Source organism: Aureimonas psammosilenae (assembly GCF_009176975.1).
In the GTDB taxonomy this organism is placed as follows: Bacteria; Pseudomonadota; Alphaproteobacteria; order Rhizobiales; family Rhizobiaceae; genus Plantimonas; species Plantimonas psammosilenae.
Window position 1 is genome coordinate 1 of the sequence record NZ_WEZG01000008.1, and the last position, 22584, is coordinate 22584.

The 22584-nt window shown below is 66.1% G+C and carries 16 protein-coding genes; 6 read left to right on the forward strand and 10 right to left on the reverse strand.

Annotated features, from left to right (window positions below; all coding sequences use genetic code 11):
• Positions 1 to 41: 41 nt before the first annotated feature.
• The 6 genes from F9929_RS14820 to ampC form a co-directional block, all read right to left on the reverse strand.
• Positions 42 to 1016: a DUF1839 family protein gene (locus F9929_RS14820; RefSeq protein WP_152047368.1), complete on the reverse strand. Its 975-nt coding sequence runs from the start codon at positions 1014 to 1016 to the stop codon at positions 42 to 44.
• 5 nt (positions 1017 to 1021) lie between these two features.
• Positions 1022 to 1960, reverse strand: a complete 939-nt coding sequence (locus F9929_RS14825) for an amino acid--[acyl-carrier-protein] ligase (RefSeq protein ID WP_152047369.1) — start codon at positions 1958 to 1960, stop codon at positions 1022 to 1024.
• 20 nt (positions 1961 to 1980) lie between these two features.
• Positions 1981 to 3144 (reverse strand): acyl-CoA dehydrogenase family protein, encoded by a 1164-nt coding sequence (locus tag F9929_RS14830; RefSeq protein WP_152047370.1) that lies wholly within the window; start codon positions 3142 to 3144, stop codon positions 1981 to 1983.
• Positions 3141 to 3395 carry an acyl carrier protein gene (locus F9929_RS14835; protein WP_152047371.1) on the reverse strand — a complete coding sequence of 85 codons (255 nt, stop codon included), beginning with the start codon at positions 3393 to 3395 and terminating at the stop codon, positions 3141 to 3143. Before F9929_RS14835 ends, F9929_RS14830 begins: the two co-directional genes overlap by 4 nt.
• Before the next feature lie 444 nt (positions 3396 to 3839).
• On the reverse strand, positions 3840 to 7196 hold the full coding sequence (locus F9929_RS14840; protein ID WP_152047372.1) for a PAS domain S-box protein: 3357 nt from the start codon (positions 7194 to 7196) through the stop codon (positions 3840 to 3842).
• Positions 7197 to 7417: 221 nt separating this feature from the next.
• Positions 7418 to 8587, reverse strand: coding sequence for a class C beta-lactamase (gene ampC, locus F9929_RS14845; RefSeq protein WP_152047373.1), 1170 nt, complete (start codon positions 8585 to 8587; stop codon positions 7418 to 7420).
• 121 nt (positions 8588 to 8708) lie between these two features.
• Here ampC and F9929_RS14850 point away from each other — a divergent pair, with 121 nt between their 5' ends.
• The 4 genes from F9929_RS14850 (at position 8709) to F9929_RS14865 (ending at position 14172) form a co-directional block, all read left to right on the forward strand.
• Entirely contained in the window at positions 8709 to 9587 is an 879-nt protein-coding gene (locus tag F9929_RS14850) for a LysR family transcriptional regulator (protein ID WP_152047374.1), read from the forward strand.
• A 165-nt stretch (positions 9588 to 9752) separates the two neighbouring features.
• Positions 9753 to 11510 (forward strand): ABC transporter ATP-binding protein/permease, encoded by a 1758-nt coding sequence (locus tag F9929_RS14855; RefSeq protein WP_152047375.1) that lies wholly within the window; start codon positions 9753 to 9755, stop codon positions 11508 to 11510.
• Positions 11507 to 12769 carry a glucoamylase family protein gene (locus tag F9929_RS14860; protein ID WP_152047376.1) on the forward strand — a complete coding sequence of 421 codons (1263 nt, stop codon included), beginning with the start codon at positions 11507 to 11509 and terminating at the stop codon, positions 12767 to 12769. The genes F9929_RS14855 and F9929_RS14860 overlap by 4 nt, the downstream gene beginning before the upstream one ends.
• A complete protein-coding gene (locus F9929_RS14865; protein WP_152047377.1) occupies positions 12766 to 14172 on the forward strand; it encodes a glycoside hydrolase family 15 protein in 1407 nt (468 codons plus the stop codon). Before F9929_RS14860 ends, F9929_RS14865 begins: the two co-directional genes overlap by 4 nt.
• Here F9929_RS14865 and F9929_RS14870 read toward each other — a convergent pair.
• Entirely contained in the window at positions 14123 to 17410 is a 3288-nt protein-coding gene (locus F9929_RS14870) for a GH36-type glycosyl hydrolase domain-containing protein (protein ID WP_152047378.1), read from the reverse strand. The two genes, F9929_RS14865 and F9929_RS14870, sit on opposite strands and share 50 nt — an antisense overlap.
• Positions 17411 to 17682: 272 nt before the next feature.
• On the opposite strand from F9929_RS14870, the gene F9929_RS14875 reads away from it, so the two are divergent.
• Entirely contained in the window at positions 17683 to 19176 is a 1494-nt protein-coding gene (locus tag F9929_RS14875; protein WP_152047379.1) for an MDR family MFS transporter, read from the forward strand.
• Positions 19177 to 19246: 70 nt separating this feature from the next.
• Here F9929_RS14875 and F9929_RS14880 read toward each other — a convergent pair whose 3' ends face one another.
• The 3 genes from F9929_RS14880 to F9929_RS14890 form a co-directional block, all read right to left on the reverse strand.
• Positions 19247 to 20536, reverse strand: coding sequence for a hypothetical protein (locus F9929_RS14880; protein ID WP_152047380.1), 1290 nt, complete (start codon positions 20534 to 20536; stop codon positions 19247 to 19249).
• Between the two features lie 173 nt (positions 20537 to 20709).
• Positions 20710 to 21303, reverse strand: a complete 594-nt coding sequence (locus F9929_RS14885) for an NAD(P)H-dependent oxidoreductase (RefSeq protein WP_152047381.1) — start codon at positions 21301 to 21303, stop codon at positions 20710 to 20712.
• A gap of 67 nt (positions 21304 to 21370) precedes the next feature.
• Positions 21371 to 21769, reverse strand: coding sequence for a RidA family protein (locus F9929_RS14890; protein ID WP_152047382.1), 399 nt, complete (start codon positions 21767 to 21769; stop codon positions 21371 to 21373).
• A 157-nt stretch (positions 21770 to 21926) separates the two neighbouring features.
• Between F9929_RS14890 and F9929_RS14895 the strand changes: the two genes are divergently transcribed.
• Positions 21927 to 22535: a TetR/AcrR family transcriptional regulator gene (locus F9929_RS14895; protein WP_235919333.1), complete on the forward strand. Its 609-nt coding sequence runs from the start codon at positions 21927 to 21929 to the stop codon at positions 22533 to 22535.
• Positions 22536 to 22584 lie beyond the last annotated feature (49 nt).

The window sequence follows — 22584 nt, forward strand, 5'->3', positions numbered from 1 at the left end:
CCAGCAGCGTCGAGGGAACGGACGCGCGCCACCGCGGCTTCTCAGGCGACGACGCGTCGGAGCGAGGCGAAAAGCGCGTCGTAGCGCGCGGCCGCGCCGTCGAGGCGGGTTTCGAGCCCGTCGGCGCTCTTCTTGCCGAAGCCGCGCGCCAGATGGAACTGGAAGGCCTTGGCGTCCTGCGCCAGCGCCCCGGCAAGAGCGGCGGCCTCGCCGAGATCGGCCGCGCCCGTCGCGTCGAGCCAGGCAAGATGACTGCCCAGAAGCTCGAAATTCGCGCCGAGCTGGCGCGTCGTGTGGAAGGCGTAGCGGTGGAACACCGACAAGGGCTGGCGAACCAGCGTTGGCGCTTCTTCCCGCAGCGCCGCCCGGAAGCCATGGACAGGGTTGGCGCGCGGCGCGGCAGCGAGGTGGTGGGAAAGCAAGCCGAGGGCGGTGGCCGGCAGGGCGTCGCTCGCCATGGGCTCGCCCGTCCGCTTCACGAACTCGGCGTAAGGGGGCAGCAAGGAGGCCGCGAAGACCCCCTCGTAGTCCGCGCCGTCGAGACGGAAACGGCCGGCATTGTGGAGGTAATCGAGGCTGCGCGCGACCGGATCGATCGCGAAGATGCCGATCGTCGTCTTGGAATGCTCGCGGCCATAGGTGGTGCCGGCCGTGTCCGGCAGGTGGATCGCATCGACCTCGACCAGAACCACCCGCCCTGCCCTCGTCTGGATCTCCGCGTGGCGCTCCAGGCTCTCATGGATCGCAAGTTCTTCCAGCCGCAGGCCGTAGAGCCGCTCGATATCGGCCATGCCCGGTTTGAAGAAGGTGAACTGGTCGCCTTCGAAATCCTGGCGCAGCGTGAAGCCGAGCATCGCCTCCGGCAGGAAGCCGTGGTGGTTCAGAAGCTCGATCCACAGATCCACATAGCAGTTCGTTTCGGGCCAGACCCGATCGGCGGCATGAAGGGAATGCGGCTGGAACGCCGGCCAGACGTTCGGGACTGCGGTCGGATGGCGCGAAGCAAGGCTCGCCATGGCGGTCAAAGCTCGAGCGGTTCGCGCACCACCCCCGGCCACGCCGCCGGATCGAGGCCGTGGCGGTGCAGCAGGGCGAGCGTGATGCGTTCGAGCCCGAAACCGACGCAGGCCGTGTGGGCGACGGAGCCGTCGGCCTGCTCGATGCCCCAGGTCGTGCCGAAATGGTCCTGATGATAGTTGAAGCTGAGGCAGGCGGTGGGCTTTTCGACGCTGTTGATCGGCACGTTCAGCTCGAATTTCAGCCCCTGGACCCGCTGGTTGTTGGCGAGCATGCGGCCGGCGCGGCCGAAGAATGGATCGTTGGCGGGATCGACCGCCAGCGGCAGGTCGAAATCGCGCATCATCGCGGTTCCGCGCTCAAGCCATGTCTGGCGGAAGGCGATCACCTGTTCGGGCGTGCCCATGCGCACATATTCGCGCATCCGAAACATCTGCATGCGCGTCGGCTCCAGCGAGGGCTCGTGCCGGAAGCAATAGGACTGGAGATCGAACAGGAGACCATCGGCCGGCAGGCGGCCCCGTTCGGCGGCCACCGGGTAAAGCGGGTAGCAGGCCGCCGGCGTCAGCACGATCTCGGTCGCGGCCTGGTTGGCGGTCCAGTCCTCGCCGGTTTCCAGGCAACGCAGCAGCGCGGCATGGTCGGCGTCGCAGCCGCAGAAGCTGTGCACGGTGCCGGCCAGATGCGGAAAGCTTTTCAGGTAACCGCTGCGGACGAAGGCCGATTGGCTCATGCCGGGGGGAAAGCGGATCGCCTCGGCGCCGTCGTCGCGGCCGATGCGCGTCACGAGGCGATCCACGCCCTCCACGATGCGCTCGAAGGTGCCGGAGCGCCCGTAAAGGCCGTCGACGCCGGTGCGGATCAGGAGGCCTGCCTCGAACAGCCGGTCGAGAAGGGGCGTGGCTTGCGTTTCCGCTGTCGCGTTCGCTGCGGTGTGCGCCATGTGGTTCACCATCCGCGCCGTCAGGCGCTCAACAGTTGTCCGCCGCCCTTCTGGACGAGAAGGAGGTTGGCGGTGTTGGAAAGGATTCGATCGTTGGCGATCATCAGGGGCGCCGACATGACGTCGCGCATCACCCGCCCAAGGCTGAACGGCGTGCCGTTCTTGTAGCCGGCGAGCCCGACGATCGACAGCGCCTGCTGGACGATGCCGACGGCCATGCTGGAGGCGGTCAGCTTGACGTTGTTCAGCATCACCGTGAAGCCGATCGACCCCAACTCGTTCGGGTCGCCCTGCGCGATCTCGAAACGGCGAAGACCGGCGACCACCGCGCTTCGCATCGCCTGCAATTCGTTGGCGACCTCGGCGAGGCGCAGCGCCCCCGGCGGGACTTGTCCGGGTTTGCGGCGCGCTTCCATCTGCACGAAGGCGCGGGCCCGGTCGACCGCGAAGCTGGCGAGGCCGAACCAGACGCTGCCCCACAACAAATGCGAGGATGCCAGCATCGACTGGGCCGCGATCTCGGCGAAGGGCTTGGGCAGGATCTGGACCACCGGCACGTCGCGCGCTTCCAGAAGGAAGCCGTCGCTGCAGGTGCCGCGCATGCCGAGCGTATCCCAGCGGCTCGTGCGCTCCAGGGAAAGCTGGTCGCGCAGAAGCGCCACGAGCACCTGATCCGAACTCGGGGCATCGCGGTCGCGGCGGGCCGTGGCGAGGATCAGGTCGGCATGGGCGCCGTAGGAGATGACGCTGGCGTCCTTGGTGAGGCTGAAGCGGTTGCCCGAGACTTCCACCGCGCAAAGGCTGTTGCGCAGGTCCCCGCCGATCCCCGCTTCCGTCGTGGAGGACGCGATCAGAAGCTGATCGCGCGCCACGCGCTCCATCAGGTCGCAGTGCCATTCGCTTTCAGCGCCATGCGTCACCAGGCTGCAGAGCTTGATGTGATGCATGGCGAAGATCATCGCGGTGGCCGAACAGGCCTGTCCCAGCGTGCAGCAGAGTTCGGCGATCTCGGCGAGACCCACATCCTCGCCACCGAACCGGGCGGGCACTTGGATGCCCAGAAGCCGTTCCTGCCGCAGGGCATCGACGGCTTCGACGGGAAATCGCGCGTCGCGATCCACGATATCGGCATTCAGCGCCGCGATGTCGGCAACGCGCCGGGCGCGCTGCGCAAGCGTATTCACGCGGCTTCCCCGACGAGCAGCGACTCGACGGTCTCCCGAATATTGTCGATCGACGAGAAGGACTTGCGATTGAGAAGATGATCCGGAAACTCGATGTCGAAATGTTCTTCGAGCGCCAACATCAGTTGCACGGAGTCGAATGACGTCAGACCTTTGGCGAACAGATCTTCGTCGGCTCTCAATGTATCCGCAACAGGCTTCAGCGCCTCGATATTGCCGAGTATCTGTCGAATGCTCGATTCATCCACCATCGGACCGGCCCTGTAGATATCAAATCTTCATCTGGAAGCGTCTTCAAGAGACATATAGCACGCGGACATTTGAACATGCAGATAAGCGCTACCGTTATCGCCAACTAGTTTACGTTAAGGTTGACGATGTTTACAATATCGGTTGAGTGGTTCCCTAAGGTTATACTTCAAAGGAATGAAAAAACGTCGGGACGTGATCCGTCAGGAACGCTTGGCGCCGCCGGTTACTCAGCGTGATACGATATTTGCATGATGAGATGACGACGATATCCGGCGAAGGATCTCGGCTCCTTCGCGGTGTTCTGCCTTCTTTGTGCCAATTGCGGTTTCGCGCTTCTCGTTCTCACCAAAATGGCGGCGTGAGGCGAAGTCCAGGACGAAGCGCGAAGACGCTCACCGGACGCCGGCCAAGTGGTGCCGAGGGCCGCACCTCGGCGCTTGCCATCAGGCCTCGAGCATCTCAGCGATCTTGTTTCCCAGTTCCGCCATAACGAACGGCTTCGTGACGACCCCCATGCCATGGGGAAGATGGCCGTTTCCGATCGCCGCGTTTTCCGCAAAGCCGGTGACGAACAGGACTTTGAGATCCGGGCGAAGCTCGCGCGCCGCATCGGCGACTTGACGGCCGTTCATGCCGCCCGGAAGTCCGACGTCGGTGACGAGGAGGTCGATGTCGACGGGTGATTGCAGGACCTTCAAACCCGACGGTCCGTCGTCGGCTTCGATCGCCGTATATCCCGCTTCTTCCAGAACCTCGACGATCAGCATCCTGACGGTCGCCTCGTCGTCGATCACGAGAACGGTGCGCCCGGTGCCGTCGTCGGAGATCGCTTCTTCCGGCGCTTCGTCCTCGCCGATTTCGCCGAGGAACCGCGGCAGGTAGAGACACATGGTCGTGCCCTGCCCTTCCTCGGTGTAGACGCGCACCTGTCCGCCGGACTGGCGCATGAAGCCATGGATCATCGATAGACCCAGCCCGGTTCCCTGACCGATCGGCTTCGTGGTGAAGAACGGATCGAAGATGCGGTCGACCACATCCTTCGGAATGCCCGTGCCGCTGTCAGTCACGCAGATCGAGAGATATTGACCGGGCGGAATATCGCGCGAGCGGGCGCCGCGATCGTCCAGCCATTTGTTCGCCGTCTCGATGGTGAGACGCCCGCCGCCGGGCATCGCGTCGCGGGCGTTGATGGCGAGGTTCAAAAGCGCGCTTTCGAGCTGGGCCGGATCGACCTTCGCCGACCACAACCCGCCCGCCCCGACGACCTCCACCTTGATCGCCGGCCCGACGGTGCGCCGGATCAGGTCTTCCATGCCGAACACCAGCCGGTTCACGTCGGTGGGCTTGGGATCGAGCGTCTGGCGGCGCGAAAAGGCCAGCAGCCGCTGCGTCAGGGCGGCGGCGCGGCGCGCGGAGGTCTGCGCCCCGTTGATGAAACGCTCCAACCCTTCGGTTCGGCCCGATGACAACCGGCGCTCGATGATCTCCAGGCTGCCGCTGATGCCGGCGAGAAGATTGTTGAAGTCGTGGGCGATGCCGCCGGTAAGTTGCCCGACCGCTTCCATCTTCTGCGCCTGACGGAGCTGTTCTTCCGCATCCGCCAGACGCGCCTGATCGCGCAGGCGATCGGACACGTCCACCGCGTATTGGAACGCGCCGACGAACCTGCCGAGGCGGTCGTGCAGGGCGTTGTACCTCAGCTCGAAGAACGGACGGGCCCGCTCCGGCGTGCCGAATTCCTGGACGATCGTGAACTCCTCGCCAGCCAAGGCCCGCCGCCAAATGCCCAGAACCGCGTCGCGATGCTCGGGAACGCGCTCCATCAGGTCGGGCAGGGCATCGCCCGCGCGCGGGCGAACGCCGTAGATGCGCTCGAACTCGTCCGCATAGGCGGCGTTCAGGGCGAGGAACCGGAATTCCGGCGACATCACGCCGATCAGGGCATCGGTGTTCTCGATCACATCGGCCCAAAGCTTGCGCTCGGCGACCGCTTCCTCGATCCGAAGCTCCAGCGTGTCGTTCATCTCGCGCAACTTGAGTTCCGCGTTGCGCCGCGCGCTGATATCGTTGAAGAGGATCGCGACGCGCCGGGCCTCAGGCGGGCCGACGCGCAGCGCATGGACATCGAACCACCGCCCCATCGCCTCGGAGCCGTTCTCGAAGCGGATGGGTTCGCCGGTCCGCGCGACATGGCCGTAACGCTCGAACCAGACCTCTTCGAGACCGGGCACCAGTTCCAGAGCGGTCCGGCCGGCGGCATCCACCAGACCCGTCTGCCGCTCGAAGGCGGGGTTCGCCTCCACGAAGCGATAATCGATCGCGCGCTCGCCGTCGAAGATCACTTCCACGATGCAGAAGCCGGCATCGATCGCCTCGAACAGCGTGCGGTAGCGCTCCTCGCTGGTGCGCAGCGCGTTTTCCGCCTCGCGCCGCTCGTGGATGTCGATCACCGAGCCGATATAGCCGAGAAACTCGCCCTGGCTGCCGAACCGGGGCGATGCGGCATCGATCGCCCAGCGATACGAGCCGTCCCGGTAGCGCAGCCGATACTCCAGCCTGAACGGCTCCGCCTTGGCATTGGCGGCCAGGAATACGTCGCCGGACCACGCGCGGTCTTCCGGATGGACGGCATCCAGCCAGCCGAAACCTTCGGCGGCGCGCTCGTCCTGGCCGGTGAACTCGTACCATCCGCGGTTGAGATAGGTGCAGCGCCCTTCCACGTCGGTCACCCACATCATGATGGGGGCATGGTCGGCCATGTTGCGAAACCGCGCCTCGGACTCCCGCAGCGCCGCGTCACGCGCCCGATTGGCGGTGATGTCGCGGGCCTCGATCACGGTTCCGACGGCCTGGCCATGGTCATCGAGCAAGGGGCTCGCCGTGAAACCGACCGGATAGAAACTGCCGTCCGGCCGCACGAACATCTCCTCGCCATCCATCTGCGCCCGCTCGGGGAAGGCGCGGTCGATAGGGCATTCGTGCAAGGGGTAGTGCGAACCGTCGGGGCGGGTGTGATGCACGACGTCGTGGAGCGGGCGCCCTTGCATCTGCCCGAGCGAATAGCCGGTCAACGCTTCGGCAGCGGCGTTCGCGTAGACGCATTGCTGGTGCTCGTCCATCATGAAGACGGCCATGCGCGTGTTGTCGAGAACGGCATTCAGCCGCCGCTCGCTGTCGCGTTGCGCTTGATCGGCGGCGATCCGGCCGGCGATCTCGGCCTCCAACCGCGCCGCCCGCTCGTCCCTCAGCGTGATTTCGCGGCGCAGTTCGAGCTGGGTCATCACCTGGCGCGCCAGGAGGCCGAGCGCGAGCCGTTGTTGTTCGGTGATCCCTTCGGGGCGCGGCTTTGTATCGAGGACGCAGACCGTGCCGATCGGAAACCCGTCGGATGTCTGCAACAAGGCACCGGCATAGAAACGAAGGCTGGGAGAGCCTGTCACGAGCGGGTTCGATGCGAAGCGCTCGTCCTTCGTGGTGTCGGGAACCACGAAGATATCCGGCTGGAGAATGGCGTGGGCGCAAAGCGAGGCGTCGAGGGGCAACTCGTTCGTGCCGACCCCGACCTCCGCCTTGAACCATTGCCGATCGGCCGCGATCAGGTTGACGATCGAGATCGGGGCCCCGAAAAGGTCCGCGGCCAGCCGAACGACATCATCGAATTCCGGCTCGCGCGGCGTATCGAGGATGGCGTAGCGCTGAAGCGCCGCGACCCGCTCGCCCTCGCTCCACGCCGGCTCTTTCTTGTCGCTCGATGTCGTATCGGTGTTCGTTTGCATCGCTGGCGGTATGAGCTCGTTCATGAAAAGTCCGCATCCCCGGCGATATCGCGCCTCAGGGCTTTTTCGTTCGGCCGGCGCATTCGTCAACAGCGACGCAAGCCCTGGCGGTCCGGATCTGCGGCATAACACAGTTCGGCACGGCTTGGTGATTCACTGAGCGACAGTTCGAACGAATATCCACCAAGGGCTGACGGGACGCCGGACCGCCGGGGCTTAAGAGGAGGCCGCCTTTCGGAAAGCCGTTACCGAAGGGCGGACAGGATCGCCCAGGCGGCCTTCACCCGTTCGGCGATAGGATAGTTCCGGTTGGCGAGAAGCACGACGCCGATGCGCTTTTCCGGCAGAAAGGCGGCATAAGCGCCGAAGCCGCCGGTGGAGCCCGTTTTGTTGACGAGCCGGTCGGCTTTGGGCGCTTGCGGCGGGTCGAGCCTGGTGACGGGCTGGGGTTCGAGCGCCATCTCGGTGGCGTTGCCGGCCAGAAGCGTGTCCTGCGATTGCGGCGCCTCGTAGATCTCCCAGCCGAGGCCCTGCATCGTCGCACCGAAGCGGTAGTAGCCGGTCTGCGCCGCGTTCACGGCTTTCCGCAAAGGCTCGTCCAGCGAGGCGGGGTCCATGGCGAGTTCCACGAAGCGGATCATGTCGCCCGCCGTGGTCTTGATGCCGTAAGCCTGCGCGTCCATGGGACCCGGAGACACGCGCACCGGCTTGCCAGCCCTGGAAGTGCCGAAGGCGTAACGGCCACGTTCCTTTTCCGGCACGCCGAGGAACGTGTTTTCCAGCCCGAGCTTCGGCAAAAGGGTCTTCGTCATCAGTTCATCGAACGGCACCCCCTCCGCCCGCGCTGCCAGATCGCCGAAAAGGCCGATGCTGGCATTGGAATAAAGGCGCCGGGTTTGCGCCGGATAGCTCGGCTTCCAGTTGCGGAAGAAGTCGAGCGACTGCTTCTCGCCCGAAACGTCGTCCGGGAACTGCAGCGGCAGACCGCCTGCGGTGTAGGTCGCGAGATCCAGAAGGGTGATCGTGTCGAACGCGGTTCCGCCGAGTTCGCCTCGATGCTTCGACGCCGGGTCAGTGAAGGACAGCTTGCCCCGCGCTTCCACCCAAGCTCCGAGCGTGCCCGTGAAGGTCTTCGACAGCGAGCCGACTTCGAAGAGGGTGCGCTCGTTCACCGGCTTGCCGTTCTCGATCGACGTCCGGCCGTAAGTGAAGACGCGCGGCTTGCCGTCTACCGTGACGGCGACCGCCATGCCGGGAATGCGGTTCGCTTTCATGAGGGCGCCGACGGTCTTGTCCACGACCGAGTGGACCGGGTCCGCCGCGCTCGGCTCGGCCGCCTTCGCGCTGAGGGCCGGGGAAAGCAAAGCCGCGGCGAGGCCGAGCGATGCGGGAAAACGGAGCTTTCGGATCGACATCGGAATCTCTTTGAGTGATCGGGTCGCGGGAGAGCCCTCCCAAACGTGTCATTGCTCCGATGTCTCGATCCTGACAAAGCACGATATCTCGACAGAGCCATGAGAAAAATTGAGGGTTCCGATGGTCCGTCCGCATCTACCCCTCAACGCGCTCCGGGCCTTCGAAGCCTCCGCGCGGCATCGCAACTTCACCAAGGCGGCGATCGAGCTTTGCGTGACGCAAGGGGCCGTCAGCCATCAGGTGAAAGCGCTGGAAAGCCTTCTCGGCGTCGTCCTGTTCGAGCGCCTGCCGCGCGGCCTGATGCTGACGCAGGAAGGCGAAACGCTGCTGCCGACCCTGCGCGACGCCTTCGACCGGATCGCCGGCACGCTGCAGCGCTTCGATGGCGGGCAGTATCGCGAGGTGGTGAGGGTCGGGGCGGTCGGCACCTTCGCGGTCGGCTGGCTTCTGCCGCGCTTGGGCCAATTCCGCGAACGCCATCCCTTCATCGATCTTCGGCTTTCCACCAACAACAACCGCGTCGACATGGCGGCGGAAGGCCTCGACCTGTCGATCCGCTTCGGTGCGGGCGCCTGGCACGGCCTGAACGCCGTGTCCGTCCTCAATGCCCCCTTCACCCCGCTCTGCGCCCCGGTGATCGCCCGCCGGCTCAGCGGCGAGCCCTCCGCTCTCGTTCACGAAACGCTTCTGCGCTCTTATCGCGCCGACGAATGGACGACGTGGTTCGCGGCAGCGGGTTTATCTGAGCCCGCGCCGCATCGAAGCACCATCGTGTTCGATTCCTCGCTCGCCATGATGGAAGCGGCGGTCCAGGGGGCGGGCGTGGCGCTGGCGCCGCCCTTGATGTTCGCCCGTCAACTGGACGCGGGCGCGATCGTCCGCCCCTTTGCGGCCGAGACGGTGCTCGGTGGCTACTGGCTGACCTCGCAGCAAACCCGCCCCGTCACGGGCGCCATGAGCGCCTTTCGCGACTGGCTCCTGGGGAGTGCCATCGGATAAAGCAGGCGCGCTGGAGGGAGCGACGATAACCCGCGCGCCGAACACGGATGTTCGAGGGGCACGTTAACGGGAGTTGCTTATATAGCTTGAGTTGAGTCTCCCGGAGAAGGACGGCGGGTGCATGATCGGATCACCGGTGCGTAAGGGTTCGGGACACATGCCGCTATGATCGCATCCGCCTTCTGGAAATCGCCGCAGCGCAACAAGATCCTTTTGCTGGCCCTCGCGCTGGTCGCCGTGGTCGGGCTGGCGGCCTACGCCCAGATCTGGCTGAACGCCTGGAACCGGCCGTTCTACGACGCTCTCGCCCGAAAGGATTTCGGGGAGTTCGTGCGTCAGCTCGGGGTGTTCGCGGGTCTGGCCAGCGTGCTCCTCGCCCTGAACGTCGCGCAGCTCTGGCTCAACCAGACGAGCAAGGTGACCCTTCGCGAAGGGCTGGTGCACGATCTTCTGGACGAGTGGCTGAAGCCGCTGCGCGCTTTCCGCCTGTCGAATGCGGGCGAGATCGGCGCCAATCCCGATCAGCGCATCCACGAGGATGCGAGGCACCTCACCGAACTGTCTGTGGATCTCGGCATCGGCCTCCTCCAGGCGACGCTTCTCCTCGTCAGCTTCGTCGGCGTTCTCTGGGGCCTGTCGCGCAGCATGGTTCTGCATGTCGGCGGCCATGACTTCGTCCTTCCCGGCTACATGGTGTGGAGCGCCCTGTTCTACGCCGGCGCGGCCTCGCTCCTGTCTTGGTGGATCGGGCGGCCGCTGATCCAGCTCAACGCCGCGCGCTATGCCCGCGAAGCCGAGCTGCGGTTCGCGCTGGTACGCATGAACGAGGGGGTGGGAAGCATCGCCGCCTATGGCGGCGAGGCGGACGAAAGGGGGCGGGTCGAGAGCATCTTCCAGACCGTTCTGGCAAGCTCGCGCCGGATCGTCGGCGCGGTGACCCGGCTGACCTGGGTGACGGCGGGCTACGGCTGGTTCACGATCATCGCCCCGATCCTGGTGGCCGCCCCGATCTACTTCAACCCCAATGCCAACCTGACCTTCGGCGAGCTGATGATGATCGTCGGGGCCTTCAATCAAGTGCAGCAGTCGCTTCGCTGGTTCGTCGACAACTTCTCCGTGATCGCCGACTGGCGCGCCACCCTGATCCGCATCGCGAGCTTCCGGCGCACGATCCTGGCCATCGACACACTGGGCCGCACCGAAGGCCAGATCACCTTCGAGGAAGGCGGGTCGGGCTTTCGCTTCGAGAATCTTGCCATCGCCGCTCCCGAATGCTGCCGGCTGAAGGAAACGGCGGTCGAGCTGGAGCCCGGCGAGCGGGTGTCCGTCGCAGGCGAGACCGGCGAACAAAGCACCTTGCTGTTCCGGGCGCTCGCCGGCCTTTGGCCCTGGGGAAGCGGGCGGGTCGTCCATCCCCCGCGCGGCTCGATCATGTTCATGCCCGCGCAGGCCTATATGCCGCCCGGAAGCTTGCGCGCGGCGATCTCCTATCCCCGTTCCGACGAAACGCAGCCCATCGGCGAGATCGCCAAGGCGTTCGAAGCCCTCGGGCTCGAGCGCCGTCTCGGCTCGCTCGACACGGTGGAGCGATGGGACCAGCTCGGCAACGACGAGCAGCAGCGCCTCGCCTTTGTCCGGGTGATCCTGCAGCGGCCCGACTGGCTAGTGCTCGACCACGTCCTGGATTCTCTGGAAGAAGAAAGCCGGGCTCGGGTCGAGGCGCTGCTTCGGGGCGAGCTGAAGGACATGGGGATCATCAGCCTTGGGGAAGCCGAGCCCGGCGACCTCTTCACGCGGACCCTGCACCTCGTCCCGAACCCCGCCGGCCCGACCTTCGAGCCAGTCGCCGATGCTGAAGCGGCGGCAAAGGCGGCGGCGAGGAAGACCAGGCGATCGGTGAAGCAGGTGGAGCCCGCGCAATGACGGGAGAAGACATGCCGGGCAAGCGACTGACGGACGAACAGCTTCTCGACCGCGTGCAGAAGCAGTCCTTCCTCTACTTCTGGGAAGGCGGCCATCCGACGAGCGGCCTCGCACGCGACCGCATCCGGCGCGAAGGCGATCCCGAGGACGACGCGGTGGCGATCGGGGCCACCGGCTTCGGCGCGATGGCCATCATCGTGGCCTGCGAGCGCGGCTGGATAACCCGCACCGAAGCGGTGGATCGCATCAACCGGATGCTCGGCCTTCTGACGAACGCCCCCTGCTACCACGGCATGTTTCCGCATTTCATGAACGGCGCGACCGGCGCCGTCCTTCCGTTCGGGCGCAAGGACGATGGCGGCGACGTCGTGGAATCGGCGCTCCTCCTCCAGGGCCTCCTTTGCGCGCGCGCCTATTTCGACGCCGACACGGACGGCGAGAAGCGGCTGCGCGGGGCGGTCACCTATCTCTGGAACGACGCGGAATGGGACTGGTACACCCAAGGGCGCGAGGTCCTGACATGGCACTGGAGCCCGACGAACGGTTTTGCGTTGAACCACCCCGTGCGCGGTTGGAACGAGTGCCTGATCGCCTATGTCCTGGCGGCATCCTCGCCGACATTCCCGATCGCACCATCGGTGTATCATCGAGGCTACGCGGAAGGGCGCTTCTTCCTGAACGGTCGATACCAGGAACGCATCGAACTGCCGCTCGGACCGGAAGGCGGCGGGCCCTTGTTCTTCGCGCATTACTCCTTCTGCGGTCTCGATCCGCGCGGCCTTAACGACGCCTACGCAGACTACTGGCAGCAGAATGTCCGCCACACCTTGGTCAACCGCGCCTACTGTATCCGCAACCCGAAGGGCTTCAAGGGCTATGGGCCGGACTGCTGGGGCCTGACCGCCAGCGACTCGGTCAACGGCTACGAAGCGCATTCGCCGGAGAACGACCTCTCCGTGATCAGCCCGACGGCCGCCTTATCGAGCCTGCCCTACGCGCCGACCGAGGTGATGGCGGTGCTGCGCCATCTCCACGACGATCTCGGGGACCGGCTCTGGGGTCGCTACGGGTTTCTCGACGCCTTCAGCCAGGAGCACGACTGGGTGGCGGACTGGTTCCTCGGCATCGACCAGGGGCCGATCGTCACGATGATCGAGAACCATCGAAGCGGGCTGATGTGGCGCCTGTTCATGAGCGTTCCGGAGATTCAGGTCGGGCTGAAGCGGCTGGAGTTCCAATCGCCGGCGCTGTCGGCATGAGCGACACGGCACTCGACCGCTGGATTTCGGACCAAGCCAAAGTCGCTGCGACGAGGATGCTGCGCGCCATCTCAGCGACGGACCTCGTGAAGGACCGGCCGGGTTTCGGGCAGACGGTGGTTCCCCACCCCGGTTCCGTGCTGGCCTCGCCCGTGCCGGCCTCCTACGACCCCGATCCCGACTACTTCTTCCACTGGTACCGCGATTCCGCCATCGTGATCGACGCCCTGCGGGTGGCGAGGATCGAGGGGCTTCTCGGCGATGTCGCAGAGGAACGCCTCGCCGAGTTCGTCGAGTTCACCCTGTCCCTCGACCGGATGGATCGCGACGGCATCCCCGCTCACGCGCGGTTCCGGGAAGGCGTCACGCCGGACTTCATGCGTTATGTCCGAGACGAAGCGGAGATCGCAGGCTGGACGGCGGATTGGGTCCGCAACGAGACCCGCGTGAACCCGGATGGGTCGCCCGACTTCACCCGCTGGGACCGCCCGCAGACCGATGGCGTCGCCTTACGGGCGATCACGCTTCTGCGCTGGTGGGACGTGGTAGATTCGCGCCTTCACCAGGGCATGCAAGCGGTGATCGAGGCCGACCTCGCCTTCACCCTGCGACACAGTGCCGAGCCCTCCTACGATATCTGGGAGGAGGAACTCGGGCACCACTATTATACCGGGCTTGTCCAGGCCGAAGCGCTCGGCCTTGGCGCCGCGTGGTTCGCCACCCTTGACCGGCTGGATGAGGCGCGGGCCTGCGAGGCGGGCACTCGCGAGCTCGCATCCCGGCTCGAAGGTTTCTGGGATGCCGGGCTCGGCTTCATCCGCTCGCGGCTGGGTGTTTCGGGCGGTTCGGAACGGAAGCTCCTCGACGCGGCAATCCTTCTCGCCGTGGTCCATGCCGGTCGCACTGCCGGGCCGCACAGCGTTCTCGATCCCCGAGCGCAGGGAACCGTGACCGCCCTCGAAACCCTGTTCGAGGCCGAATACGCGATCAACCAGGATCGCCCGAAGACCCGAGGACCGGCGCTCGGCCGCTACCCCGGCGACCGCTATTACAGCGGCGGCGCTTATTACTTCTCGACCCTTGCGGCGGCCGAATTCTACTACCGGCTGTCCGCCGCCCTGGCGACCGGCGCGGAACTGCCGGTCTCGCCCGAGAACGAGTGGTTCCGAGAACGCCTGCCCGCTGGTCGCGACGCACTGGCAAACGCCGCTGCGGCCTTCAGCCGGGGCGATGCCATCATGCGAACCGCTCAAGCCTTCATTCCCGCTTCGGGCGAGATGGCCGAACAGTTCGACCAGAACACCGGCGAACAAGCCTCGGCCAAGCACCTCACCTGGAGCTATGCTTGTTTCATCACGGCTGCGGCGGCGCGCTCGGCTGCGAAAGGTCGCCTACAAGGCTGAGATTCCGCAGCGCATCGGGCAGGCACGGCACCCGCTCGCGCCGGCCGAACATGCGGCGGCGGCCCATCGCGTGGCGCACGAGCATGTTGACGTAAAGCGCCGGCCCGCTGGAATAGATGCGCCAGCCGCCGTCCACCGCGATCGTACCGTCCCTGACGCGGGACCATTCGGCGCTCGCGGTATAGCGGTCCGGGAAGGCGGCATCGCTAGAGGAGAAATAGGTGTTGCGCTGCCGGAGCGAGGCGTGAGCCAGCCGGTCGGTGACGGAAATCGGGTTCACCACCGCCAGCGCATCCCACAGGGCCTGGGGTTCCCCCAGCATCGCCATGGCTTCGGCGTAGCGCAGGTGCGAATGCGTATACATCAGCCCGATCTCCCGGCCGAAGAAGGCCGAGGATTCGGCGCGGCGGAAAATCGTCTCCAGCCCGCCATGATAGGCGAGCGGATGTTCCATGAGCCGCACGCCATCCGGAAAGGCGAGGTGCCGGCGGATGAGATCCAGATGATGGCGCGCTTGTTCCGGCGTGAACAATCCGCCGATCATGCCCTGCGTCATCGGCAAGAGGGAATAATGCAGCCCCGTCCGTTGGTCGGCCGGATGCAGCAGAAGTTCCGGCTCCCCGCCCTCTGGCGAAAAGATCGCATAGCCCGCGACGGTGCCGTCCCGTATGAGCAGGCGCTCGAAGTCGCCGTGCATCCGGTCGCCGAGCGCATCGAGCTTTGAAGCCTCGTCGGGGTTGCCGGCGCGGCGCTGAATTTCGGCATAGCGGCGGATCTGCTGGGTGAGCAGCGCCACGGTCCAACTGCTCACCATCCGGTCGCGAAGGTCCGGGTCGACCGGCTGGAGGGAATCGTTCCAGTCGCCGTGGCCGTAGCGGATCAGGGCGGTGCCCGGCACGAAACGCTCCTGAACCGCCATCAGCAACCCCTCGACATGCGCCGAGATGGGCGTCGCCGCACTGAGCGCCGCACCTTCGTCCTCGCGCCGCCAAGACACAGGTTCACCGAGGATCGAGAGATCGTCGGTCGCCTCGATATAGTCGCAGAGCGCTTTCAGCGGCCAGACGATGACGTCGCCATGCGCTTCACGGCCCCGGATCGCGGCATAGGGTTCCAGCATGAACCATTGCGGCCAGTCGCGCGCCGCCTTGTCCTGCTCCGCGAACAGCCGTCGCAGGATTTCCCGCACCGGGGCATCGTGTTCCAGCGCCAGCAGAAGTTCGACCGGACCCTGGCAGACGTCGCGCGTGCCCCAGGCCGCGCCTGTATATTGTTCCAGCCCGTGCGGCACGGTGAGGTGCACCATCGCGTCGTGGACGAGCCAGGGGAAGGCGGTGTTGACGGCCTCGACATCGGCGTTGCTGGAAATACCGGCCAAATGCAGGTCGCGGGTCACCTGCCGCCAGAAGTCGGCCATTTCCTGGCGCATAGCGGTCTCGTCGCACCCTCCCGCAAACCGATCGGCCAGCGCTCGCGCTGCGCCCGCGTCGGTCAGCGAGCCGACGACGGCGAAGGTGAGTTCGTGCGTCGGCGCGGTGCGGATCGCGGCATAGGCGCCGCTGCGCCGGACGCCGTCGGAGTAAAGCAGTTCGTCCCCGCCGAGCGCTTCTACCGCAGTCGGATTGGAAACCACCAGATGATAGCTCGCCGCCGGATAGGTGCGGCCCCAGGCATCTTCCGGGTCGGGCCTGAACGTGAAGCGCTTGGTCGAAGGATCGACGGAAATGCGCCCTCGTCCCCCGAACTCCCGCGATCCGAGCACGAGCCGGCCGAAGACGAGGAGGCGGCACGCCCTCCCCTCCACGGTGACGCGCCATTGCAGCGCCGGATCGTCGGCCGAAACCACGGACGAGACCGTGATCGTGCGATCCGGAAGCCGGTAGAGCCAACGGCAGTCCCCGAGCCCCATCTCGAAGGCGGAGGGGATCGTCAGAAGATGCCAGGCGGCGTCGAGTTCGGCGAGGATGCGCAAGCCCCCATCGCGCCCGATATTGAAAGGATCGCGCGAGACCGAAAAGAGCTGGTGGAGCGAAGTGTTGCCGATCGTGAGTTGAGCGCCGAAGACGCCGTGCATCCACGCGGTCGCGCTGAGTGTGGCGTCGTCGGGCACGAGGGCGCGCCCGCTGCGCAGAATCGCGCCGTGGCGCCGCGCGACCATGCGTTCCTTGTCCCGCAGCACCACGTGCCGGTCATGCCCCTCGCCAGGCACGAAGAAGGACAGGAGGTGCCCGTCGCGGCGCTCCTCGTGCCGCCGCTCCGGATAAAGCGCCGCGACCTCCGCCTCGTCCAGAGCTTCCGAGACGAGCGCCGGCGCATCCTGAAGGAGGTTGCGTTCGGGGGTCGAGGTTGTGACAGGGCGCGAGGTCCAAGCCGCATGCGCCCGCTCCGCCGCCTCCACGACGGGGAGGTCTTCGTTCCCCGATGCATGAGGGTGATCGGGCTGGAAGCTGCCGAAGAAGGTCCAAGCCGCGCCTTGCCCTGGCGGAACCGTCCTCGGATGCGATTGCAGCGCGGCGCAGGCCGTTTCGGCTTGCAGCCGGATGGAGGACAAGTCGGTGCCGAAGCCGGCCGCCAGTTCGTCGGCATCGCGGAACGCCGGACCCATCACTTGCGCAAAATCGGTGGCGAAAGCCGCCGCGCCGTCGTGACAGCCATGGGCCGCCCAGTGGTGGGCATGCCCTTGCGCAAGGTTCGCCCTCGTCATCAGCACCGGCCCGATGCGCCCGGCTGAGGCCACATGATGATCGAGGTATTGCGAGGCATAGGCCTCGTTGTTCATCAGAAAGCCCGGATCGCCGAGACCGAGATCCTGAATCAGGACGGTGTCGCAGGGCACGGGCTCGGCCGAGCCGTTCTCGATCTCCACTCGCCAAAGCCAAAGCGCGCCCATCGGGTCGAGCGACAAGGTCAGGCGATGGCGGACGCCCCGATCCTCGCCTTCCCAGACGGCACGGTCCCGGTCGACCCCGAACCGGCCGCGCGCGCGGCCCCCGAGAAGATCGATCTGCCGGGGTTCAGTGCCACTGACGCGCAGCACGATCCGCGCCAAACCGCATCCCAACGGCGAGCCGAGAACCTGCCCGATGAGAGTCCGACGCCCTTCGGCCTCGTGCGCGAGCCCGAAAACCGTGCCGTTCGGCAGAAGGTCGCAGATCAGCCCGCCGCCGTTCGCGATCCGGCGCAGGCCGAGTTCCTCTGGCCGGGGCGTCGAGAACGATGCTGAAGAACCCTGTTCCACGAATGCGCGCTCCCGATCCCAAGCCTGTTGCTGAATGTAGGGCGCAATCGGACGGCATCCGGCCCCGCCGATCAGGCTGCCTTCCCCCCGATCACCTTAAATTCGGCTTCGCGCTCGCGCCGGCATGTCGCGGATGCGGAGAATGTGAACACGGAGAGGGTGGTGCCGGGCGGGCGGAGGCCGTATCTCGCGCCTAGCGATTGCCTGTCGAAGGTGTCACGCCGTCCGGCGGCCCGGCTCGTCGCCGCCCGTGAAGCGTTCGTTTCGATCCCATGCCGAATGAGGTTTCAGGCATCGGCAAGGCCGATGCCGCGCCGGCCGCCCGGCGCAATTTCCGCACCGTCGCGCTGATCGTCGCCAGCGCCATGTTCATGGAACAGCTCGACGCCACGATCCTGGCGACGGCCCTGCCCACCATGGCGCGCGACTTCGACGTCGGCGCGCCTTCCATGAGCATCGCGCTCACCTCCTATCTCATCAGCCTCGCGGTGTTCATTCCCGTCAGCGGCGCGGTGGCGGACCGATGGGGCTCGCGCACCGTGTTCCGGGCGGCCATCGGCGTCTTCGTCCTCGGCTCGATCCTGTGCGCCTTGGCGCCCTCGCTGGCCTTTCTCGTGGTGGCGCGGCTCGTGCAGGGCATCGGCGGGGCGATGATGATCCCGGTCGGGCGGCTCGTGCTCCTGCGCTCGGTGGAGCGACGCGACCTCGTTTCGGCCATGTCCTGGCTGCTCGTGCCCGCGCTGATCGGCCCGATCCTCGGACCGCCGGTCGGCGGTCTCATCGTCGATCATGCCGACTGGCGCTGGATCTTCTACATCAACGTGCCCATCGGCCTCGTCGGCATGGTGCTGGTCAGCCTCTTCATCGAGGAAACCAGAGGCGAGCGCTCCGGGCCGTTCGACGCCCTCGGCATGATGCTGTCGGGCATTTCGCTCGGCTCTCTCCTTTTCGGCTTCGAGACCGCCAGCCGCGAAGGAGAAGGGCTGATGGCGCTGGTGCTCGTCGCGTTCGGGCTCGTGACCGGAGCGGTGTACCTGCGCCATGCCCGCCGCCACGCCGCGCCGATCCTCGACCCGGCGCTGATGCGCGTTCCGTCCTTCGGCACTTCCGTGATCGCGGGATCGCTGACGCGCATCACGCAGGGCGCGCAGCCCTTCCTGCTGCCGCTGATGATGCAGCTCGGCTTCGGCCTTTCGGCGGCGACGAGCGGCCTCATCACCATCGCCACGGCGATCGGCTCCCTCCTGATGAAGGCGGTGGCGCCCCGTCTCCTGCGGCGCTTCGGCTTTCGCAACGCTCTGGCCGTGAACGGCATCGTCGCCGCGCTTCTCTACGGGGCCTGCGCCTTCTTCCGGCCGGACTGGCCGCTGGCCCTGATCTTCGGGGTGCTGGTCTGCTGCGGCTTCTCGATGTCGTTCCAGTTCACCGCCTATAATACAGTGGCCTACGACCGGATCTCGCCGGCGCAGATAAGCTCGGCGACGAGCTTCTACACGACCTTCCAGCAACTGATGCTGTCGCTCGGCATCTGCGTGGCGGCGCTCGCGCTCCACGGCTCGATGAAGGTCCAGAACCACGGCGTGCCAGAGCTTTCGGACTTCTCGGCGGCTTTCGCGGTGGTGGTGGCGATCTCCTTGGTGGCGACGGTCTGGAACCTGCGCTTCGCAGTGGATGCCGGCCGCGAGATCAGCGGCCACGGCCGCGTGGCCGAGGGCACCAAGCGTCCCGCCGCCGAGGCCAGCGAGGTGCTCGAACACGCCCGTTAGGAAGGCCTAACGCCCGCCATCCGAGATAGGCCGACTTCACCGCTTTCATATCGGTGTCGTGCCGCTCGATTCATTCCTGTTTCAGGTAGTTCGATCCGCCGATCACGAGGAGCTTGTCGGAGTCCTTGTCGGGCGCGAAGATGGAGGAGCGTTCGGTCCGGCCGTCGTTTCCCGTCAGTTCCAGCGTGTAGCCCACGATCTTGTAGCGTCCACTGCTCGCCGGGCGTTTGCCGCTCGCCGTGAACCCGGTTGTTCCGCCGCCGGTGTCGTTCGTGCCGCTGGCGCCCGACCAGCCGGTGCGCCGGAACGTGCCGTCGGAGGCAAGCGTGAGAATGCGTTCGCTGGAAACGCTGTTCGAGGCGAAGGCCGTGGAGCCGGACGAGGCGTAGAAATAGCGCCACCTTCCGGCAAGAACCGTTCCTTCGGGGAAAGGCGGAATGCGGCTATAAGCGCCGCCGTCGATCTCCAGGCCGTCGCCCTGCTTGGCGAAGGGCTTGGTTTCGGCTTCGATCGTGCCGAACGCGTCGCCGACTTCGCGCATCTCGATCTCGCTCGCGCCACTGAGAAGACCGCCGCCTTTCAGCCTGTAGAGGCCGCAATCCGTCGGCTTGGCGCGGCAATGGACGGTGATGTCGCCGTTCTCGGGCAGTTCGGTGGCGTAAAGGCCGGATGGATCGAACACGGTGATCTCGCTGTCCGAGGTGAAGTCCATGCCGCCGAAGGCGTTCGGCGTGACGCCGGTCTGGAGGTGGGTGTAGACGCCGTCGAGCCCGCCATCTCCGGCCTGGGGCACAAGCTCGAACGGCTTGTCGGCCGGCTCCAGCGCCACCGAGCGGACCAGCGCCTCGAAGTCGGCTTCCGCGCTTTTCCTGGCTTCGTCGCGCAGTTCGATCCCGACCAGAGCCAGGACGACCTGATGGCGACCGGACGCGATGCCGACGGTGCGCTGGCCGACCGACAGTCCTTGCGCCCGGGCGCAGCAGCGATAGTCGGCGCGAATGCGATGGCCGTTCACCGTGGTGCCGTCGGACTTCGAGGAGGGGCGCTCCTTCTCCATGCCCTTGACGCCAGTCGCCACCGTTTCGAAGTCTTTGTCGAGCGTCGCCGTCGTGCCGGGGAACGGACCGAGGATCTGGATGATCGCGCCGCCCTTGCGCCGGTTCTTTTCGGTGGCGGGGAACTCCTTCTGGTAGAGCATCCCGCCCTTCACGGGCTTGGCCACCCAGCCCGAACCGACGCTCGGAGCCTCGAAGCGCATGGTCCCGAGCGTCGTCGGCGAGCCGGCGAGAGCCGGCCCCGGCAGCGAGGAAGCGAGCGCCGCCAGCGCGAGACCGAATCGAAGCGCGGATCTGTGAAACATTCCCTTCAAACCCTCCCGAATCGCTCCGCCCCTCGTGCCGGGGTTCCGTGACGGCAGCAAGGCAAGCGGCGAAACATCCGCGAGCCTTGAACCTTTTGCGAGAACGGGACGGCGCTCGAAGCGGCGAAAGCGCAATGCCGATGTGCCGGCGGGGCTCCCCTACTCGCGGGCGATCAGGAAAGCTTGCCCGAAAGGCGTTGTCCGATGTGGTACGCCTTTTGCAGACCCTCCCGCGCGCCCGCCGGATCGATCGGCAGGAGGAGATCCAGACCCACCGACTCTATGCCGCAATACCCGAAGATGCCTCCGACGATCTGCGTGTTCAGGGCGTCGAGATACCCTCGGCGCTCGTAGGTTTGTTGATTGACCCCGCCGATCGCGACGACCTGCCCTTTCAGCCGGCCCAGCAAGCGCGTCGTTCCTTTCTCTGGGTTATCCACATATGCCCAGCCGGAAATGAACACGCGATCGATCCAACCCTTCATGACGGCCGGCATCGACCACCAGTAAACCGGGAACACGAGGACCAGCATGTCGGCCCGGTCCACGCGTCGCTGCTGCGCGAGGATATCGTCGCCGGGTTCTCCGCGGCCGTGGAACAGATCGTTGTCGGCGGCGGTGAAACGCGGGTCGAAATCCTCCGCCGCGAGATCGAGGACATCGGTGGTATCGCCTCCAACGCTTTCGAGACCGGCGACGAGCCGGGCGACTGCGGCATGGCTGTAGGACGCCGGGTCGGGATGGGCGACGACGATCAGGGTGTGCATGTGCGCTCCTTCGATGAGGTGGTCCTCCAGCGCTTCGCGGTCCGCGCAGCGGCCGGAAGACGAAGCATCAGGCGGTCGTCGGAATCCGGGCGATGACCTTGATCTCGAAGTCGAAGCCGGCGAGCCAGTTGACGCCGACCGCCGTCCAGCTCGGATAAGGCGCTTGCGGAAAGGCTTCGCCTTTGGCGTCCATCACCGCCGGAAACTGGTTTTCCGGGTCGGTGTGGAAGGTCGTGACATCCACGATGTCATCGAAGGTGCAGCCGGCAGCCTTCAGAACCGCATCGAGGTTCGCGAAGGCCTGTCGCACCTGCGTCCGGAAATCGGGCTCGGGTGAGCCGTCGGAGCGGCTTCCGACCTGGCCCGACACGAACAGCATGTCGCCGGACCGGATGGCGGCCGAATAAGCGTGCTTCTCGTAGAGTGCGTGACGGTCGGCGGGAAAAACGGGATCGCGCTTCGTCATGGTGGGTTCCTTCATGGGGCAAGGGGATGGCGCAGCGCTCGATCGGCGGCAGCGTTGAAGACGCCGCCCCATCTGATATACGGAGCGTATCTGAGATATCTCGCATACGGTCCGTATGTCAACCGTCATGCGGCCCCATTCCGAAGAAAGAGCCGCCATGCCCCCCACCCGACGTTCGGAGACGATGGAACAGAACCGCGCCAAGCTTCTCCAGGCGGCGCGCCGGGCCTTCGGGGCGAAAGGTTTCGCTGCCGCGTCCATGGACGACCTGACAGCCGAAGCCGGGCTGACGCGCGGGGCGCTTTATCACAACTTCGGCGACAAGAAGGGCCTGCTCGCCGCGGTCGTCGCCGAGGTCGACGGAGAGATGGCGGCACGCGCCCATGACGCGGCCGCCGCCGCACCGAACGGATGGGAGGCCCTTCTGGCGGAAGGATCGGCCTATATCGAGATGGCGCTCGACCCGCAGATCCGGCGGATCGTGCTTCTCGATGGCCCGGCCTTTCTCGGCGATCCGTCGACCTGGCCGAGCCAGAACGCCTGCCTCGAACTGACCAAGCAGGCGGTGGCCGGCCTTGTCACTGAGGGCGTCATGAAGCGCGTCGACGTGGAAGCGGCGGCTCGCCTTTTGAGCGGCGCCGCTCTCAACGCCGCCCTTTGGGTCGCCGCCAGCGACGACCCCTCCGCCGTTCTGCCGAAAGCCGTCGAAGCGTTCCGAACGATGGCGGCGGGCTTTCTGGCCGAGCCCCTTTCACGAGGCCTTTGAGACGGCTTCATCCGTCACGACTTGACAGCCCCTCCCGTCCCGGCTTCAT

What these genes read in the sequence shown, in the direction of transcription:
- F9929_RS14820 (WP_152047368.1), bottom strand. Translation starts at nt 1,016, where the DNA reads ATGGCGAGCCTTGCTTCGCGCCATCCGACCGCAGTCCCGAACGTCTGG.
- F9929_RS14825 (WP_152047369.1), bottom strand. Translation starts at nt 1,960, where the DNA reads ATGGCGCACACCGCAGCGAACGCGACAGCGGAAACGCAAGCCACGCCC.
- F9929_RS14835 (WP_152047371.1), bottom strand. Translation starts at nt 3,395, where the DNA reads ATGGTGGATGAATCGAGCATTCGACAGATACTCGGCAATATCGAGGCG.
- F9929_RS14840 (WP_152047372.1), bottom strand. Translation starts at nt 7,196, where the DNA reads ATGAACGAGCTCATACCGCCAGCGATGCAAACGAACACCGATACGACA.
- ampC (WP_152047373.1), bottom strand. Translation starts at nt 8,587, where the DNA reads ATGTCGATCCGAAAGCTCCGTTTTCCCGCATCGCTCGGCCTCGCCGCG.
- F9929_RS14850 (WP_152047374.1), top strand. Translation starts at nt 8,709, where the DNA reads ATGGTCCGTCCGCATCTACCCCTCAACGCGCTCCGGGCCTTCGAAGCC.
- F9929_RS14855 (WP_152047375.1), top strand. Translation starts at nt 9,753, where the DNA reads ATGATCGCATCCGCCTTCTGGAAATCGCCGCAGCGCAACAAGATCCTT.
- F9929_RS14860 (WP_152047376.1), top strand. Translation starts at nt 11,507, where the DNA reads ATGACGGGAGAAGACATGCCGGGCAAGCGACTGACGGACGAACAGCTT.
- F9929_RS14865 (WP_152047377.1), top strand. Translation starts at nt 12,766, where the DNA reads ATGAGCGACACGGCACTCGACCGCTGGATTTCGGACCAAGCCAAAGTC.
- F9929_RS14875 (WP_152047379.1), top strand. Translation starts at nt 17,683, where the DNA reads ATGCCGAATGAGGTTTCAGGCATCGGCAAGGCCGATGCCGCGCCGGCC.
- F9929_RS14880 (WP_152047380.1), bottom strand. Translation starts at nt 20,536, where the DNA reads ATGTTTCACAGATCCGCGCTTCGATTCGGTCTCGCGCTGGCGGCGCTC.
- F9929_RS14885 (WP_152047381.1), bottom strand. Translation starts at nt 21,303, where the DNA reads ATGCACACCCTGATCGTCGTCGCCCATCCCGACCCGGCGTCCTACAGC.
- F9929_RS14890 (WP_152047382.1), bottom strand. Translation starts at nt 21,769, where the DNA reads ATGACGAAGCGCGATCCCGTTTTTCCCGCCGACCGTCACGCACTCTAC.
- F9929_RS14895 (WP_235919333.1), top strand. Translation starts at nt 21,927, where the DNA reads ATGCCCCCCACCCGACGTTCGGAGACGATGGAACAGAACCGCGCCAAG.